The organism is Bradyrhizobium sp. MI1.7 (genome assembly GCF_055811795.1).
Map to the genome: position 1 here is coordinate 90,172 of NZ_JBVVPO010000009.1, position 16,306 is coordinate 106,477.

16 protein-coding genes are annotated in these 16,306 nt (G+C 64.0%); 6 read left to right on the forward strand and 10 right to left on the reverse strand.

The window, feature by feature from the left end:
- Positions 1-3: 3 nt before the first annotated feature.
- Entirely contained in the window at positions 4-1,011 is a 1,008-nt protein-coding gene (locus AC0L3X_RS11770) for an aldo/keto reductase (protein ID WP_063980152.1), read from the reverse strand.
- Between the two features lie 119 nt (positions 1,012-1,130).
- On the opposite strand from AC0L3X_RS11770, the gene AC0L3X_RS11775 reads away from it, so the two are divergent.
- The gene (locus tag AC0L3X_RS11775; RefSeq protein ID WP_063980151.1) at positions 1,131-2,042 is read left to right on the forward strand and encodes a LysR family transcriptional regulator; all 912 of its coding nucleotides are present in this window, start codon (positions 1,131-1,133) and stop codon (positions 2,040-2,042) included.
- A 3-nt stretch (positions 2,043-2,045) separates the two neighbouring features.
- Here the strand turns inward: AC0L3X_RS11775 and AC0L3X_RS11780 are convergent, their stop codons facing one another.
- The gene (locus AC0L3X_RS11780) at positions 2,046-3,047 is read right to left on the reverse strand and encodes a 2-hydroxyacid dehydrogenase (RefSeq protein WP_028149823.1); all 1,002 of its coding nucleotides are present in this window, start codon (positions 3,045-3,047) and stop codon (positions 2,046-2,048) included.
- Between the two features lie 312 nt (positions 3,048-3,359).
- Between AC0L3X_RS11780 and AC0L3X_RS11785 the strand changes: the two genes are divergently transcribed.
- Entirely contained in the window at positions 3,360-3,890 is a 531-nt protein-coding gene (locus AC0L3X_RS11785) for an SH3 domain-containing protein (RefSeq protein WP_039155120.1), read from the forward strand.
- 154 nt (positions 3,891-4,044) lie between these two features.
- Here the strand turns inward: AC0L3X_RS11785 and irrA are convergent, their stop codons facing one another.
- Positions 4,045-4,536 (reverse strand): iron response transcriptional regulator IrrA, encoded by a 492-nt coding sequence (irrA, locus tag AC0L3X_RS11790; protein WP_063980150.1) that lies wholly within the window; start codon positions 4,534-4,536, stop codon positions 4,045-4,047.
- Positions 4,537-4,888: 352 nt separating this feature from the next.
- On the opposite strand from irrA, the gene fabA reads away from it, so the two are divergent.
- The 3 genes from fabA to fabI all read left to right on the forward strand — a co-directional run bounded on the left by fabA (position 4,889) and on the right by fabI (position 7,613).
- Positions 4,889-5,410, forward strand: coding sequence for a bifunctional 3-hydroxydecanoyl-ACP dehydratase/trans-2-decenoyl-ACP isomerase (gene fabA / locus AC0L3X_RS11795; protein ID WP_063980149.1), 522 nt, complete (start codon positions 4,889-4,891; stop codon positions 5,408-5,410).
- A gap of 40 nt (positions 5,411-5,450) precedes the next feature.
- A complete protein-coding gene (fabB, locus tag AC0L3X_RS11800; protein WP_063980148.1) occupies positions 5,451-6,674 on the forward strand; it encodes a beta-ketoacyl-ACP synthase I in 1,224 nt (407 codons plus the stop codon).
- 138 nt (positions 6,675-6,812) lie between these two features.
- Positions 6,813-7,613, forward strand: coding sequence for an enoyl-ACP reductase FabI (fabI, locus tag AC0L3X_RS11805; RefSeq protein ID WP_231143732.1), 801 nt, complete (start codon positions 6,813-6,815; stop codon positions 7,611-7,613).
- Positions 7,614-7,719: 106 nt separating this feature from the next.
- Here the strand turns inward: fabI and AC0L3X_RS11810 are convergent, their stop codons facing one another.
- The 6 genes from AC0L3X_RS11810 to AC0L3X_RS11835 all read right to left on the reverse strand — a co-directional run bounded on the left by AC0L3X_RS11810 (position 7,720) and on the right by AC0L3X_RS11835 (position 11,643).
- Positions 7,720-8,316 carry a glutathione S-transferase family protein gene (locus AC0L3X_RS11810; protein WP_063980146.1) on the reverse strand — a complete coding sequence of 199 codons (597 nt, stop codon included), beginning with the start codon at positions 8,314-8,316 and terminating at the stop codon, positions 7,720-7,722.
- A 116-nt stretch (positions 8,317-8,432) separates the two neighbouring features.
- Positions 8,433-9,236: a hypothetical protein gene (locus tag AC0L3X_RS11815; RefSeq protein WP_063980145.1), complete on the reverse strand. Its 804-nt coding sequence runs from the start codon at positions 9,234-9,236 to the stop codon at positions 8,433-8,435.
- 19 nt (positions 9,237-9,255) lie between these two features.
- Complete coding sequence (locus AC0L3X_RS11820) at positions 9,256-9,495, reverse strand: hypothetical protein (RefSeq protein ID WP_245328512.1); 240 nt, start codon at positions 9,493-9,495, stop codon at positions 9,256-9,258.
- Positions 9,492-10,064, reverse strand: coding sequence for a hypothetical protein (locus AC0L3X_RS11825; protein WP_245328511.1), 573 nt, complete (start codon positions 10,062-10,064; stop codon positions 9,492-9,494). Before AC0L3X_RS11825 ends, AC0L3X_RS11820 begins: the two co-directional genes overlap by 4 nt.
- 111 nt (positions 10,065-10,175) lie before the next feature.
- Positions 10,176-10,640 (reverse strand): GNAT family N-acetyltransferase, encoded by a 465-nt coding sequence (locus tag AC0L3X_RS11830; RefSeq protein ID WP_063980144.1) that lies wholly within the window; start codon positions 10,638-10,640, stop codon positions 10,176-10,178.
- Positions 10,641-10,716: 76 nt separating this feature from the next.
- Positions 10,717-11,643 carry a hydrogen peroxide-inducible genes activator gene (locus tag AC0L3X_RS11835; RefSeq protein WP_028150571.1) on the reverse strand — a complete coding sequence of 309 codons (927 nt, stop codon included), beginning with the start codon at positions 11,641-11,643 and terminating at the stop codon, positions 10,717-10,719.
- Between the two features lie 114 nt (positions 11,644-11,757).
- Between AC0L3X_RS11835 and katG the strand changes: the two genes are divergently transcribed.
- A complete protein-coding gene (katG, locus tag AC0L3X_RS11840) occupies positions 11,758-13,923 on the forward strand; it encodes a catalase/peroxidase HPI (RefSeq protein WP_283017889.1) in 2,166 nt (721 codons plus the stop codon).
- A gap of 76 nt (positions 13,924-13,999) precedes the next feature.
- Here katG and pnp read toward each other — a convergent pair whose 3' ends face one another.
- Positions 14,000-16,156 (reverse strand): polyribonucleotide nucleotidyltransferase, encoded by a 2,157-nt coding sequence (gene pnp, locus AC0L3X_RS11845; RefSeq protein WP_231143729.1) that lies wholly within the window; start codon positions 16,154-16,156, stop codon positions 14,000-14,002.
- Positions 16,157-16,306 lie beyond the last annotated feature (150 nt).

Below are 16,306 nucleotides of genomic sequence, written 5' to 3' on the forward strand. Positions count from 1 at the left end.
CCGCTACCGCGTGGCCGGCTTCTCGCTGTCGAGATGCGCCATCTGCTCGGCCGCGTAGCGCGTGCCGGAAGCGACGTCGGGCGGAAATGCTTTTGCAAGCGCCGCGAGATGAGCCGGCGTCAGCGTTACCTTCGCCGCGCCGAGCGCTTCGGTGAGACGGTTGCGCGTGCGTGCGCCGACCAGCGGCACGATCTCCTTGCCTTGAGCCGCCACCCAGGCGATTGCGACCTGCGCCGGCGTTGCGCCGATCTCTGCGGCGATCGCCCGCAGGGATTCCACCAGCGCGAGATTGGCGTCGAGATTTGCGCCCTGGAAGCGCGGCGTCATCAGCCGGTAATCCCTGCCGGTCTTGCCGGAGTCCTTCGACCAATGGCCGCTGATCAGGCCGCGCGCCAGCACGCCGTAAGCGGTGATGCCGATGCCGAGTTCGCGGCAGGTCTTGAGGATGCCGCGTTCGATGCCGCGCTCAATCAACGAATATTCGATCTGGAGATCGGCAATCGGATGCATGGCGTGCGCGCGGCGGATGGTGTCGGAGCCGACCTCGGACAGGCCGATATGCCTGATGTAGCCGGCCTTCACGAGATCGGCGAGGCCGCCGATGGTCTCTTCGATCGGGACGTTGGGATCGAGACGCGCGGGACGGTAGACGTCGATGTAGTCGGTGCCGAGGCGTTGGAGCGAATAGGCGAGGAAGTTTTTGGTCGCGGCCGGCCTTGTGTCCATGCCGGAGAATTCGCCGGCGGGACCGCGCAGCGCGCCGAACTTCACGCTGATCTGCACTTTTTCGCGCGACACATCCTTCAGGGCCTCGCGCACCAGCATTTCATTGTGGCCCATGGCGTAGAAATCGCCGGTGTCGAGCAGCGTGATGCCGGCATCGAGCGCCGCATGGACCGTGGCGATGCTTTCGCCGCGGTCGGCGGGGCCATAGACCTCCGACATGCCCATGCAGCCGAGACCAAGGGCGGAGACGGTCGGACCGGTTGAACCGAGTTTGCGCTGTTCCATGATGGCTCTCCTCAAAAGGCGGCAGGCTGATCGCGCCGCGTGACGAGGCCAGATATGCGCCTGACCGATTAGGCCGATAAGCTGGACAATCCAGAATAGCTTGTTCATCATAGCGAACAATGACCGAGCCCGATCTGCGTGATCTCGACGTCTTCGTGGCGGTTGCCCGCACCCGCAATTTCCGGCGTGCGGCGGTCGAAATTCGCGTGTCGGTGTCGAGCCTTAGCCAGCGGCTGCGGGATCTGGAGGAGCGCCTTGGCGTCCGCCTGATGAACCGCACCACCCGCAGCGTCGCGCTGACCGAGGCGGGCGAGCTGCTGTTGTCCCGCATCGCTCCGGCGCTGCGCGATGTCGGCGATGCCCTGGATCAGGTCCGCGGCTTGCGCGAGGTGGCCTCGGGCCGCCTGCGCATCAACGCGCCGCCGCCGGCGGTGGACCTCGTGCTGGCGCCGATGGTCGGGCCGTTTCTCGCGACCTACCCGCAGGTCGATCTCGACATCGTTTCCGAAAGCGGCTTCGTCGACATCGTCAGCGCGGGCTACGATGCCGGCGTGCGTTATGGCGAGCACCTCGCGCAGGACATGGTGGCGATCCCGCTGAGCGGTCCGCAGACCTATGTCGTCGTCGCATCGCCTGCGTACATCGCGCGCCGCGGCACGCCGAAGCATCCGAAGGATCTGCTCGACCATGACTGCATCCGCGCCCGCTACTCGAGCGGCGTCATGCATGATCTGGAGTTCGAGAAGGCTGGCCAGATCGTGAAGGTCGATCCGCCCGCAAAGCTGATCTCGACCAACATGGGCCTTGCCATGCGCGCTGCGCTCGACGGCGCCGGTATCTGGGCGACGCTCGATGGCTACGTCCATGACGCGGTGAGGTCCGGCGCGCTGGTCAGCTTGATGGAAGATTGGTGCGAGCCGTTTCCGGGCCCGTTCCTGTACTATCCGAGCCGGCGCCAGACGCCGCCCGCGCTACGCGCGTTCATCGATTTCGTCGCGGATTGGCGCAAGCGCGAAACGCGCGGCAAATAAACCTCAGAGCATGCTCGGCAGTACGCGGTCCGGCGGCTTGTGCGCGTCGAGGAAGGTGCGGATGTTGATGATCACCTTCTCGCCCATCTCGACGCGGCCCTCGATCGTGGCCGAGCCCATATGCGGCAGCAGCGTCACCTTGCCGGCCTTGGCGAGCCGCACCAGCTTTGGATTGACCGCGGGCTCGTGCTCGTAGACGTCGAGGCCCGCGCCGCCGATCTCGCCGCCCTCGATCAGCTTGATCAGCGTGTCCTCGTCGGTCACCTCGCCGCGCGCGGTGTTGACGATGTAGGCGTCCTTGCGGATCAGCTTCAGCCGCCGCGCCGACAGCAGATGATAGGTCGCCGGCGTGTGCGGACAGTTCACCGAGATGATGTCCATCCGCGCCAGCATCTGGTCGAGGCTTTCCCAATAGGTAGCCCCTAACTCTTCGGCGATCTTCGGGGCCACGGGGCGACGGTTGTGATAGTGGATCTGGAGGCCGAAGGCGCGGGCACGGCGCGCGACCGCCTGGCCGATGCGGCCCATGCCGATGATGCCGAGACGCTTGCCGCCGATGCGGTGGCCGAGCATCCAGGTCGGCGACCAGCCGGGCCAGGGCTTTCCTTCGGTCAGGATCGAGGCGCCTTCGATCATCCGGCGCGGCACCGCCAGGATCAGCGCCATGGTCATGTCGGCGGTGTCTTCGGTCAGAACTTTTGGTGTGTTGGTGACGGTGATGCCGCGGGCATGCGCGGCCTCGACGTCGATGTTGTCGACGCCGTTGCCGAAATTGGCGATCAGGCGGAGCTTGCAGTCGGGCTGGTTGACGATGTCGGCGGTGATGTGGTCGGTGACGGTCGGAACCAGCACGTCGGCGGTGCGCGCGGCCTCGGCGATCTGCTCGGCCGACATCGGTGTGTCCTCGAGATTGATCCGCGCGTCGAACAGCTCGCGCATCCGGGTCTCGATCGAGTCCGGCAGCTTGCGCGTCACCACCACGAGGGGCTTTTTCTTCACCGACATGTCATGCCCTCATGAGGCGCCGCAAGCCGCCTCTGTTACCAAAGGCCGGCCGTTGAGGCCTCATTAACCCGGTTGTTCGACACTGCCTTTGCCGTGTCGTCCCCGGCGCTTCCTTCAAGCTCTCCCGACATTTCCGGCTGGAAAATCGGGGCAAACTGGTTGTTCAAGTGTCCGTCCTCTCTAGCAGAAGGCCGGGCCAAGACAAGAACCACGGGTTAAGGCTTCGGGAACACTGGCGAGGGGCTTGCGCGGCAGGTTCGGAATTTAGGGTGAGGGCCCGGCGCGGCGGGGCCCTCGACAGGAGACGGGTTGATGGCGTTGGGGCGTTTTTGTTCGGTGATGGCGCTCGTTTGCACCTGGTTGAGCGCCTCGGTCAGCCCCTCCCATTCGGCGAAGGACAGCACCCCCCAGACCGCGAGCGGCCTGCCGGTGCCGCGTTATGTCAGCCTCAAATCGGACCACGTGAACGTCCGCGCCGGCCCGACCAAGGACAATGACGTCGCCTGGGTCTACACCCGCGCCGGCCTGCCGGTCGAAATCACCGCCGAGTTCGAGAACTGGCGCCGGGTGCGCGATTCCGAAGGCGCCGAGGGCTGGGTCTATCATTCGCTGCTGTCGGGCCGCCGCACCGCGGTCGTCACCATGAAACACAAGGACGAGCTCGCGCCGATCTACGACCGGGCCGATCCTGACAGCGCGGTTGCGGCCAAGCTCCAGGCCGGCGTCGTCACGCAGGTCAAGAAGTGCACTGCAAACTGGTGTCGCGTCACCGGCAACGGCTTTGACGGCTGGATCCAGCAGGAGCGCCTCTGGGGCGTCTATTCGGACGAGCAGGTCAACTGACGCCGTAGGCGTCATCCCGGGGCGATGCGCAAGCATCGAACCCGGGATCTCGAGATTCCGGGCCTGGTCCTTCGGACCATTCAGGAATGACCGTGCAAATAGCAATGGCCGGGACAAGCCCGGCCATGACGATCAACTCAACAATGTTGGATATTCAGCGCTTCTTGCGCAGGCGCACGACCATGTCGATGCGCGCGATCTCGTAACCCTCGGGCACCTCCGGCATCTTGGACAGTGCCAGATGCGGATCCTCGATATCGACCAGCTCGTGGCTGTTCTCGAGGTAATAATGGTGGTGGGTGGTGACGTTGGTGTCGAAATAGGTCTTGGTGCCGTCGACGCTGACCTGGCGCAGCAGGCCGGCATCGGTCAGCTGGTTCAGCGTGTTGTAGACGGTCGCGAGCGACACCGGCACCTTGGCCAGCGTCGCCTCCTCATAGAGCATTTCAGCCGTGAGGTGGCGAGCACCCTTGCCGAACAGGAGCCAGCCGAGCGCCATGCGCTGGCGCGTCGGACGAAGCCCCGCGGACTGGAGCATTTCGTTGACGTCGTGCCACGGGCAGCCGGTCAAGGCCGGCTGGCGGCCGGACAGGAGGGCGGCGGAATGGACGTCGTCGTCGTGATGGGGCGCGGGATTCTCGCTCATTTCCAGATTTCGGGCACGCGTGGACACTGCATCTATATGCAATATATGGACAGATAGATGCAGATGCAAGTTTCTCGCAACTAGAGAGGTTCTAATGAGAAATGGAACCGGGCGAGCAGGTGGTCACTTTACCTTCATGAGATCGCTTTGCCACCCGAAATGCCTGTGTTAGAGAGCCCGCGGTTCCGCTTGGCCGATTATGGCGCAGCCGGGCATTGAGGCCCGGCCCGCAGTCCATCCTGGCTCGTGGCAGTCGCGCCTGATGACGGGAATTGGCGCGGCTTTCCGAACGAAACGGGGCCCATTTTCGCCAGAAACGCCGCTCAATCGGGATTTGAACAGAGGCTTCCGCATGCTGAACAGGCGCAACGGCTACGAATACGAAGATCTGCTGGCATGTGGCCGCGGCGAAATGTTCGGCCCGGGTAATGCCCAGCTGCCGCTGCCGCCGATGCTCATGTTCGACCGCATCGCGGAAATCAACGACAATGGCGGCGAGTTCGGCAAGGGAATGGTGCGGGCCGAGCTCGACGTGAAGCCCGACCTCTGGTTCTTCGGCTGCCACTTCAAGAACGACCCGGTCATGCCCGGCTGCCTCGGCCTCGATGCGCTGTGGCAGATGGTCGGCTTTTATTTGGGCTGGAGCGGCGGTGAAGGGCGTGGCCGCGCGCTTGGCCTGAACGAGCTGAAGTTCAGCGGCCAGGTGCTGCCCGAGGCCCGTAAGGTTGTGTACAACATCGATATCAAGCGCGTGATGCGTTCAAAGCTGGTGCTCGGCATCGCCGACGGATGGCTTTCGGTCGATGACCAGATTATCTATCGCGCGAAGGATCTGAAGGTCGGCCTGTTCAAGCAGGGCGTGAGCCTGGGCTGAGCGCATCACCAAGAAAGACAATGATTTAGGCGAGGCTGTCATGAGGCGGGTTGTGGTCACCGGGATGGGTATCGTCTCGTCCATCGGAAACAACACCCAGGAAGTGCTTGCGAGCCTTCACGAGGCGAAGTCAGGCATTACGCGGGCTGAAAAATATGCCGAACTCGGCTTCCGTTCGCAGGTGCAAGGTGCGCCGACGATCGATCCCGCGACGGTTGTCGACCGGCGTGCGATGCGCTTCCTCGGCCAGGGCGCGGGGTGGAATCACATCGCGATGGAGCAGGCGATCCAGGACTCCGGTCTGTCGCCCGAAGAAATCTCCAACATCCGCACCGGCATCATCATGGGTTCCGGCGGCCCGTCGGCCCGCACTATCGTCGAATCCGCCGACATCACCCGCACCAAGGGGCCGAAGCGCGTCGGACCGTTTGCCGTGCCGAAGGCGATGTCGTCCACGGCCTCCGCGACGCTCGCGACGTGGTTCAAGATCAAGGGCGTGAACTATTCGATCTCCTCGGCCTGCGCGACGTCGAACCATTGCGTCGGCAACGCCTATGAGACGATCCAGATCGGCAAGCAGGACATCATTTTCGCCGGCGGCTGCGAGGAGCTGGACTGGTCCCTCTCGGTGCTGTTCGACGCCATGGGCGCGATGTCGTCGAAGTACAACGATACGCCCGCCACCGCCTCGCGTCCCTATGACGTCAACCGCGACGGCTTCGTGATTGCCGGCGGCGCCGGCGTGCTGGTGCTGGAAGAGCTCGAACATGCCAAGGCGCGCGGCGCGCGCATTTACGGCGAGATCGTCGGCTACGGCGCGACGTCGGACGGTTACGATATGGTCGCGCCCTCCGGTGAAGGCGCCGAGCGCTGCATGCGCATGGCGATGTCGACGGTGAAGACCAAGGTCGACTACATCAATCCGCACGCGACCTCGACGCCAGCAGGCGATCCGCCGGAGATCGACGCGCTCCGCAGGGTGTTCGGTGCCGGCGAGAAGTGCCCGCCGATCTCGGCGACCAAGGCGCTGACCGGCCATTCGCTCGGTGCGACCGGTGTGCAGGAGGCGATCTACTCGCTGCTCATGATGAACAACGGCTTCATCTGCGAGAGCGCTCACATCCAGGAGCTCGATCCCGTGTTCGCCGACATGCCGATCGTGCGCAAGCGCATCGACAACGTCAAGATCGGCACCGTGCTGTCGAACTCCTTCGGCTTCGGCGGCACCAACGCCACGCTGGTGTTCAGCCGGCTGGATGTGTGAGCCCAGCACTCTGTCATGCTCCGCGAAAGCGGGGCATCCAGTACGCCGCGGCATCTCGGCCTATAACTGCTGTCTCTGGAATACTGGATCGCCCGCCTGCGCGGGCGATGACGTCGGAATGATGGGAGCCGCTGGGCAATGGAAGGACTGATGAAAGGCAAGCGCGGTCTGATCATGGGCATCGCCAATGATCATTCGATCGCCTGGGGCATGGCGAAGGCGCTGCATGCCCACGGTGCCGAGCTTGCCTTCACCTTCCAGGGCGAGGCACTGGGCAAGCGCGTCAAGCCGTTGGCGGAGCAGCTCGGCGTGGAATTGGTGCTGCCTTGCGACGTCGAGGACATTGCCAGCGTTGATGCGACCTTCGCCGTGCTGCGCGAGAAATGGGGCAAGCTCGATTTCGTCATCCACGCCATCGGCTTTGCCGACAAGAACGAGCTGAAGGGCCGCTACGCCGACACCAGCCGCGAGAACTTTTCGCGCACCATGGTGATCTCCTGCTTCTCGTTCACGGAGGTGGCAAAGCGTGCCGCCGAGCTGATGACGGAGGGCGGCAGCATGATCACGCTGACCTTCGGCGCCTCGGAGCGCGCGATGCCGAACTACAACGTGATGGGCGTCGCCAAGGCGGCGCTGGAGGCCTCCGTGCGCTACCTCGCCTCCGATTTCGGACCGCGCGGCATCCGCGTCAACGCCATCTCCGCAGGCCCCATCCGTACGCTCGCCGGCTCGGGCATCGGCGAGGCGCGTGCGATGTTCGGCTTCATGCAAAAACATTCGCCGCTCCGCCGCGGCGTCACGCTCGACGAGCTCGGCGGCTCGGCGCTGTATCTGTTGTCGGATCTCTCCGGCGGCGTGACCGGCGAGATCCACTATGTCGATTCCGGCTACAACATCGTCCTGATGCCAAGGCCGGACGATCTGAAGGCGTCAGAGTGATTTCGTAGGGTGGGCAAAGGCGCAGAGCGCCGTGCCCACCATCTCTCCATGACCGCAGAAAGACGTGGTGGGCACGCTCCGCTTTGCCCACCCTACGAGAGTTGGTTTATCCCGCGGCGATCTGCTCTGCACGCTGGAACGCCGGCCGCGCCATGCAGCGCGCGAGATAGGCATCGAACGCCGGGCGGGACGGCACCATCTTGAACAGGCGCACCGCAAAATTCAGGCCGGAGCCGACCGTGATGTCGGCGGCGGAAAATTCCTCGCCGAGGATCCACGGTCCCTTCGCGAGCGCAGCTTCCAGCACGTCGAACACCTGCGTGGCGCTGCCCCAGGCCGCCGTCGAGGTCGGGATCTCGATCTTGGTGAAGATCTGGATGATGGCAGGCTCGATGCAGCCAGGCGAAAAGAACAGCCATTGCAAATAGCGCGCACGACGCGGATCGGTTACCGCGGGCGCGAGCTTCGCTTCGGGATAGCGGTCGGCGATGTAGGCGCAGATCGCGGCGGCCTCGCCGAGCGCGGCATCGCCGTCGGCGAGCGCCGGCACCTTGCCCATCGGATTGACCTTGAGGAAATCCGGCGCCTTCTGCGCGCCGGTCGAGATGTCGGTCAGCACGCGCTCATAGGGCAGGCCGCTCTCTTCCATCAGCCAGAGCGTCGTGAACGAGCGCGAGCGGGGTGACCAATAGAGCTTGATCATGGCGAGAACTTTCCATTGGCGTAACGGCGGGCGAGGGCAGATTCATTGCGTGTTTGCGCCCGATGCGCAACGCACTATGCCTAGATGGATGCGCCGTTCTGCGAGCGATATCTTGGTCAACGTGACGGCGACGGACGTTGCAGCAGGGCCGGCAGCGTCTTGTCGAGACTCTTCGTCAGCATCGTGCGTACCCCGTCGCGCAGCACCGGGTTGTTGACTGCGTCCGCCGGCTTCTCCGGAAACATCGCGCGATCCAGCTCGCTTGACGGACCGCCGAGCGGATTGTGCAGCAAGCGCTCTACATACGTGTCCTCGGTCATCAAGGCGGGTGCCTCCTTGATCAACGCGAAGGTGGTACCGTCATAGACCCGGATGTACATCATCGCGAAGAGATGGACTGGCCCACCGTAAGGGTATTGTGAGATACCGATGCCGGATTCCCGATGCGTTCCGTGATTCCGGTGGACGACGATGTAGCGCTCACACCGCAGTTTGGGCGCGAGGAAGCGAACGAAGTTTCCGATGTCGGTCGCTGCGCTGTAAAAAAACGGATGCTGCTTTTCGCGACCACCGGACTTGAGCTCTTCGACGGTGTAGGGGATTCTCTTCACGGAACTGCCGGCCGCAGCGGCGCGAACGCGCGAGACGACGAGGTCGTCGAGTGCCCACGCCGCAATCGAGACCCGCGCACGTTTGTCCATGAACGTGAAAGGCCCAAACTTCTCGACCACGAATAGGTCACCGCCGACCGGTATCACGCCGATTTGGCACGGGCCGCTTTCAACCGGTCCGCTTGGCTTGACGCCTGCCGGTTTCCTGATCGCGGGCTTGACCACTTCCGGCTTTGGCGCCGGTTGCACCTGCCCGCCTGTCGGCGACAGCAGCGCGTATGATACCAATGCGCCGGCAAGCAGATTCATCGTCGTACGCCAACGCGCCTTATTGCGCGAAATACGGCGGCAAGATCTTGTCCAGCCGTTTGGTCAGAAAGTCGCGGGTGGTGTCGCGCAGGGCGGTGTTGTTGGCGGAGTCCGCGGCCGTCTCCGGAAACATGGACTTGTCCACCTTCTGCAAAAGCTCGTTCGAAACGAAGTTGTCAGCCATATGCTTCATGACACCTTCGAACGTTACGGCGGGGCCTTTCATGATTTCGAAGGTGCGGCCGTCGACCCACGTCACGCCGATATAGGAGAAGACATATGCATATGAGATGAGACCGACACCCCGGCTGAAGATGCCGACGCCGCTGAGCGACTGATTGGTCCCGTCAAGCTGTCCTTCGCTGCGCATGACGACGAGATAGCGTTCGCAACCAGCAGTGGCGCGACCTGCCGGATCAGGTTCGACAGCTCCTCGCGCTGATTGCGAAACAGGCCGGATTTGGGGTGGTAGCAGGAATCGAGTGCACCCTTGGCATAAGTGATCCGTCGCACCGGCGTGTTGCCTGCTGCGGCCCGCACCCGCGCAAAGACAAGATCGTCAAGGCCCCAGGATACCGGGACTTCGGCATAGTCGTTGCCGAACACGGTCAAACCGATCTTCTGGACGACGAAGATGTCCCCGGTCCCCGCAATCACGCCGGCGCCGCAAGGACCGGCAGTCGCCGACTCCGCAGGCTTCGGCGTCGCCTTCGCCGTCGCTTTCTTGGCTGTCGGCTTTGCCGATGGTGCGGTCTGAGCGGCGGGAGCGGTGGTTGCGGGAGGGGTTTGCGCTGCTGCCGAAGTCAGGAAGGACAGCAGGATGAGCACCGGGGCAGCAAGTCGAAACATGGATTCCAAGGATCAGAGGCGGGAGGTCATCGGACGCGCCACACTAGGGTGGGATCGCGACAACCGCAAGCTGCACCCGGAGGTCGCCGTCTATTCGGTGGGCCGCTGCCGCTTCCACCGATAATACTTCATCACGAACCCATTCGACGGCTCGATCTCTTCCTTCTCGAACACAAAGCCTTCGCGTTCGTACCAGCGCCAGGCTTTTTCGTTCTCGCGCACGCAGCGCAGGTGCATCTCGTCGGGCATTTCCGTGCGGGTGAAGGCGAGCAATTGCCGTCCGAGCGATTGCCCCTGGTAGGCGGGCCCGACGAAAAGCATGTCGAGATAGAGTTTTGGCAGATGCAGCGCCAGCATGGCGGCGATCGTGCCGTTGTCGTCGGCGACGAACAGGCTCCAGCCGTTCTCGATCTCGCGCCTGATGCGTGCGCGCAGATTTGCCAGCAGGAACTCGCTCGCCTCGGCGAGGCCGGTCGAGGCCCAGCTTTCCATCCAGACGCGGCCGATCTCGTCATATTCGTCGGTGCGCGCGGGACGGATGACGGGATCAGACATTGGTGCTCTCAGTTCGATCTGCCGCCTTGCGCCGGGGCTCGCTTGAATGATCCCGGCTATTCAGGAAAATTCCCGCCTACCCACGTTGGCCGCGCGTGGCTTGCCGCGGGCGCGCCTTGCCGGCCGACAGGCACACCACCTCGGAGATCTGCAGCAGCTGCCGCGCCAGCGGGCTGGTCTTGCGCCAGACCATGCCGATGGTGCGCGAGGGCTCGGGATCGCGGAAGCGCGACAGCGAGACCGAGGCCGATCGCGTCTCCACCGACACCGCCATTTCCGGGATCAAGGTGACGCCGATTCCGGCGCTGACCATCTGGACCAGCGTCGACAGCGAATTCGCATCCAGCATCTCGCGCGGCGGCGCCGATTGCATGTTGCAGAACGACAGCGCCTGATCGCGGAAGCAGTGCCCTTCTTCAAGCAGCAGCAGCCGCATCTCGCGCATCATCTCGCGCGATGGCACCGGTGTGCCTTCGTCGGAGCCCGGCCGCACCAGCAGGAATTTTTCGTCGAACAGCGCGACTTCGGTGAGCGAAGGCTCGGACACCGGCAGTGCGACGATGGCCGTGTCGAGCCGGCCTTCGACCAGTTCCTGGATCAGCCGCGGCGTCATCGTCTCGCGCACGCGGATGTCGAGCTCCGGATGCATGCGCGTGAGATTCTTGGTAATCTTCGGCAGCAGATAGGGCGCGATCGTCGGGATCATGCCGATCCGCAGCCGGCCCGCAAACCGGTCCTGCGAGGCGCGCGCGAAATCGCCAAGCTCATCGACCGAGCGCAGGATGTCGCGGACGCGCGGTGCGAGCTCCTCGCCGAACCGGGTCAGCGCCACCTGCCGGGCGCTGCGCTCCAGCAGCAGGCCGCCAAGCGCCTCCTCCAGTTCCTTGATCTGCATCGACAGGGCCGGCTGGGAGATCGAGCTTGCCTCCGCCGCGCGGCCGAAATGGCCGTGACGCGCCAGCGCGTCGAAATATCTGAGCTGGCGCATCGTCACGTTGGCCATCAGAAAATCCTATCGCAGCGATCATTAAAGTCAACTTCCCCTGATCGAATGCGAAGCCTAGAGTAATTCTACCTGGTCAAAGGCGCGAGTTCGACGCCACCAGAGGAGGTATTCATGGATGACACTTCGAAGTGCCCGTTTTCGGGCGGAAAACCCACGCGCGTGAACCGCGACTGGTGGCCGACCCAGCTCAGCATCGAGATGCTGCACAAGAATTCGACCCTGTCCGACCCGATGGGCAAGGAGTTCGACTATGCCAAGGAGTTCAAGTCGCTCGACCTGAATGCCGTCATCAAGGACCTGACGGCTCTGATGACGGACTCGCAGGAATGGTGGCCTGCCGATTTCGGCCACTATGGCGGCCTCATGATCCGCATGGCCTGGCACAGCGCGGGCACCTATCGCACCACGGACGGCCGCGGTGGCGCCGGTGCCGGTCAGCAGCGTTTCGCACCGCTGAACAGCTGGCCTGACAACGCCAATCTCGACAAGGCGCGCCGTCTGCTCTGGCCGATCAAGCAGAAATACGGCCGCAAGATCTCCTGGGCCGATCTGATGGTGCTCGCCGGCAACGTCGCGCTGGAATCGATGGGCTTCAAGACCTTCGGCTTCGCCGGCGGCCGCGCCGACGTGTGGGAGCCGGAAGAGCTCTATTGGGGTCCTGAAGGCACGTGGCTGGGCGACGAGCGCTACAGCGGCGAACGCCAGCTCGCCGAGCCGCTCGGCGCGGTGCAGATGGGCCTGATCTACGTCAATCCGGAAGGCCCGAACGGCAAGCCTGACCCGGTCGCCGCGGCCAAGGACATCCGCGAGACGTTCGCCCGCATGGCGATGAACGACGAGGAAACCGTCGCGCTGATCGCCGGCGGCCACACCTTCGGCAAGACCCACGGCGCGGGCGATCCGTCGCTGGTCGGTCCGGAGCCGGAAGCGGGCGCGCTCGAGGATCAGGGCCTCGGCTGGAAGAGCAAGTACGCTTCCGGCCTGGCGGGCGATTCCATCACCAGCGGTATCGAGGTGACATGGACGACGACGCCGACGAAGTGGAGCAACAACTTCTTCGAGAACCTGTTCAAGTACGAATGGGAGCTGACGAAGAGCCCAGGCGGTGCGAATCAGTGGACGGCTAAGGGTGCCGACGCGATCATTCCTGATGCCTTCGACAAGTCGAAGAAGCACCGGCCGACGATGCTGACGACCGACCTCTCGCTGCGTCTCGATCCGGCCTACGAGAAGATCTCGCGTCGCTTCTTCGAAAACCCGGATCAGTTCGCGGACGCCTTTGCCCGCGCCTGGTTCAAGCTCACCCACCGCGATATGGGTCCGATCCAGCGCTATCTCGGCCCGCTGGTGCCGAAGGAAACGCTGATCTGGCAGGATCCGATTCCGAAGGTGAACCACGAGCTGGTCGGCGACCAGGACATCGCTGCGCTGAAGACCAAGATACTGGCTTCGGGCCTCTCGGTCTCCGAGCTGGTCTCGACCGCCTGGGCGTCGGCTTCGACGTTCCGCGGCTCCGACAAGCGCGGCGGCGCCAACGGCGCGCGCATCCGTCTGGCCCCGCAGAAGGATTGGGAGGTGAACCAGCCGGCTCAGCTCTCCAAGGTTCTCGGCAAGCTCGAAGCGATCCAGAAGGACTTCAACGCATCGGCAGGTGCGAAGAAGGTCTCGCTCGCCGACCTCATCGTCCTCGGCGGTTCTGCCGCGGTCGAGAAGGCCGCGAAGGATGCCGGCGTTGACGTGAAGCTTGGCTTCACGCCGGGCCGCATGGATGCTTCGCAGGAGCAGACCGACGCGGAATCCTTCGCCCCGCTGGAGCCGCGGGCCGATGGCTTCCGCAACTACGTCGGCAAGAAGCATCAGTTCCTGCAGCAGGAGGAAGCTCTTGTCGATCGCGCGCAGCTGCTGAAGCTGTCCGGTCCCGAGCTGACCGCGCTCGTCGGCGGTCTGCGTGTGCTCGGCGCCAATGCGGGCGGTTCGAAGCACGGCGTCTTGACCTCGAAGGTCGGAACGCTGAGCAACGACTTCTTCATCAACCTGCTCGACATGAGCGCGCAGTGGACGCCGGCGGCTGACGGCACCTACGAGGCCCGCGACCGCAAGACCAACGCGGTGAAGTGGACCGGCACGCGCGCCGACCTGATCTTCGGTGCGCACTCGCAGCTCCGCGCCTTCGCCGAGGTCTATGCCTCGTCGGACGCCAAGCAGCAGTTCGTGCAGGACTTCGCCAAGGCCTGGACCAAGGTGATGAACCTCGACCGGTACGACCTCGCGGCCTGATCCCCGGGCTTAAGCAAGCGACAAACAAAAAGGGCGGCCGCGAGGCCGCCCTTCGTGTTTCTGATGTGCGGATCGATTACTCGCCGGCGGCTTCGCGCGGGGTCTTCTCGCCGTCGCCGCCCTTGCCTTCGAGGTCTTCGCCGGTGGTCTGGTCGACCACCTTCATCGACAGCCGGGTCTTGCCGCGGTCGTCGAAGCCGAGCAGCTTGACCTTGACCTTGTCGCCTTCCTTGACGACGTCGGAGGTCTTCTGCACGCGCGCCGAAGCGAGCTGGCTGATGTGGACGAGGCCGTCCTTGGAACCGAAGAAGTTCACGAAGGCGCCGAACTCCATCACCTTGACGACGGTGCCGTCATAGATCTGGCCGACTTCCGGATCGGAGGCGATCGACTTGATCCACTTGATCGCGGCCTTCATCGCCTCGCCATCGGAGGAGGCGACCTTCACGGTGCCGTCGTCCTCGATGTTGACTTTGGCGCCGGTCTTCTCGACGATCTCGCGGATCACCTTGCCGCCGGTGCCGATCACTTCGCGGATCTTGTCGGTGGCGATCTTGAAGGTCTCGATGCGCGGCGCGTACTCGCCGAGCTCGGCGCGGGCGTTGGTGAGCGCCTTGGCCATTTCACCGAGGATGTGGATACGGCCATCCTTGGCCTGACCGAGCGCCACCTTCATGATCTCTTCGGTGATGCCCTCGATCTTGATGTCCATCTGGAGCGAGGTGATGCCTTGCTCGGTACCGGCGACCTTGAAGTCCATGTCGCCGAGATGGTCCTCGTCACCGAGGATGTCCGAGAGCACCGCGAAGCGCTTGTCCTCGAGGATCAGGCCCATCGCGATACCCGCGGTCGGCCGCTTCAACGGCACGCCGGCATCCATCAGCGCCAGCGAAGCGCCGCAGACCGAAGCCATCGAGGACGAGCCGTTCGACTCGGTGATCTCCGACACCACGCGCGTGGTGTAGGGGAACTCGTGATGCGGCGGCAGCACCGGGTGGATCGCGCGCCAGGCCAGCTTGCCGTGGCCGATCTCGCGGCGCTTGGTGCCGCCGAGGCGACCGGTCTCACCGACCGAATAGGGAGGGAAGTTGTAGTGCAGCAGGAACGTCTCTTTGTACGTTCCGGACAGCGCGTCGATATACTGCTCGTCCTCGCCGGTGCCGAGCGTGGTCACGACCAGCGCCTGGGTTTCGCCGCGGGTGAACAGCGCCGAGCCGTGGGCGCGGGGCAGCACGCCGACTTCGGCGATGATGTTGCGCACGGTCTTGCTATCGCGGCCGTCGATGCGCTTGCCGGTGTCGAGAATGTTCCAGCGAACGATCTTGGCTTCCAGCTCCTTGAACACGCCGGAGACGCGCAGCTTGTCGTATTTCGGCTCCTGCCCTTCGGGGAAGTAATGGGCGATCACCTTTTCCTTGACCTTGCCGACCGCGGCGTAGCGATCCTGCTTGACCGGAATGGCGTAGGCGGCGCGCAGCTCCTGCTCGACGAGGCCGAGCATTTCCTTCTCGAGCGCCGAATTGTCGATCACCGTGACTTCGCGCGGTTCCTTGGCGGCCTTCTCGGCGAGCTCGATGATGGCGTTAATCACCGGCTGGAAGTGGCGGTGACCGAACATCACGGCGCCGAGCATGATGTCCTCGTTGAGCTCCTTGGCTTCCGATTCCACCATCAGCACGGCGTCGGCCGTGCCGGCGACGACGAGGTCGAGCTGGGTGTCGACCATCTCGTCGAGCGTCGGGTTGAGAATGAACTCGTCATTGGCGAAGCCGACGCGCGCTGCGCCGATCGGGCCCTTGAAGGGCGCGCCGGACAGGGTCAGCGCAGCCGATGAGGCCACCAGCGCCACGATATCGGGATCGTTCTCCATGTCGTGCGACAGCACGGTGACGATCACCTGGGTCTCGTTGCGCCAGCCGTCGACGAACAGCGGACGGATCGGACGGTCGATCAGGCGGGAGACCAGCGTCTCCTTCTCGGTCGGACGACCCTCGCGCTTGAAATAGCCGCCGGGAATGCGGCCGGCTGCGTAGGTCTTCTCCTGGTAGTCGACCGTCAGCGGCAGGAAGTCGACGCCTTCGCGCGGCGCCTTCGCCGCGACGACGGTGGCGAGCACCACGGTCTCGCCATAGGTGGCGACGACGGCACCGTCGGCCTGACGCGCGATCTTGCCGGTTTCAAGCTTGAGAGGGCGTCCACCCCAGTCGATCTCGACTGAATGCTTATTGAACATAGATGTCTTCTTTCATGGGTTCTCGAAAGAAGGACGGCCCGAAAAACAAAAACCATGCGCAAGATTGCGGGACGTTGATCGAAGCGGGCGATCAGCGTCCTGCGATCCTGCCATGGTTTTCGGATTTCGGATGGCGTCCATCCTTTCGGG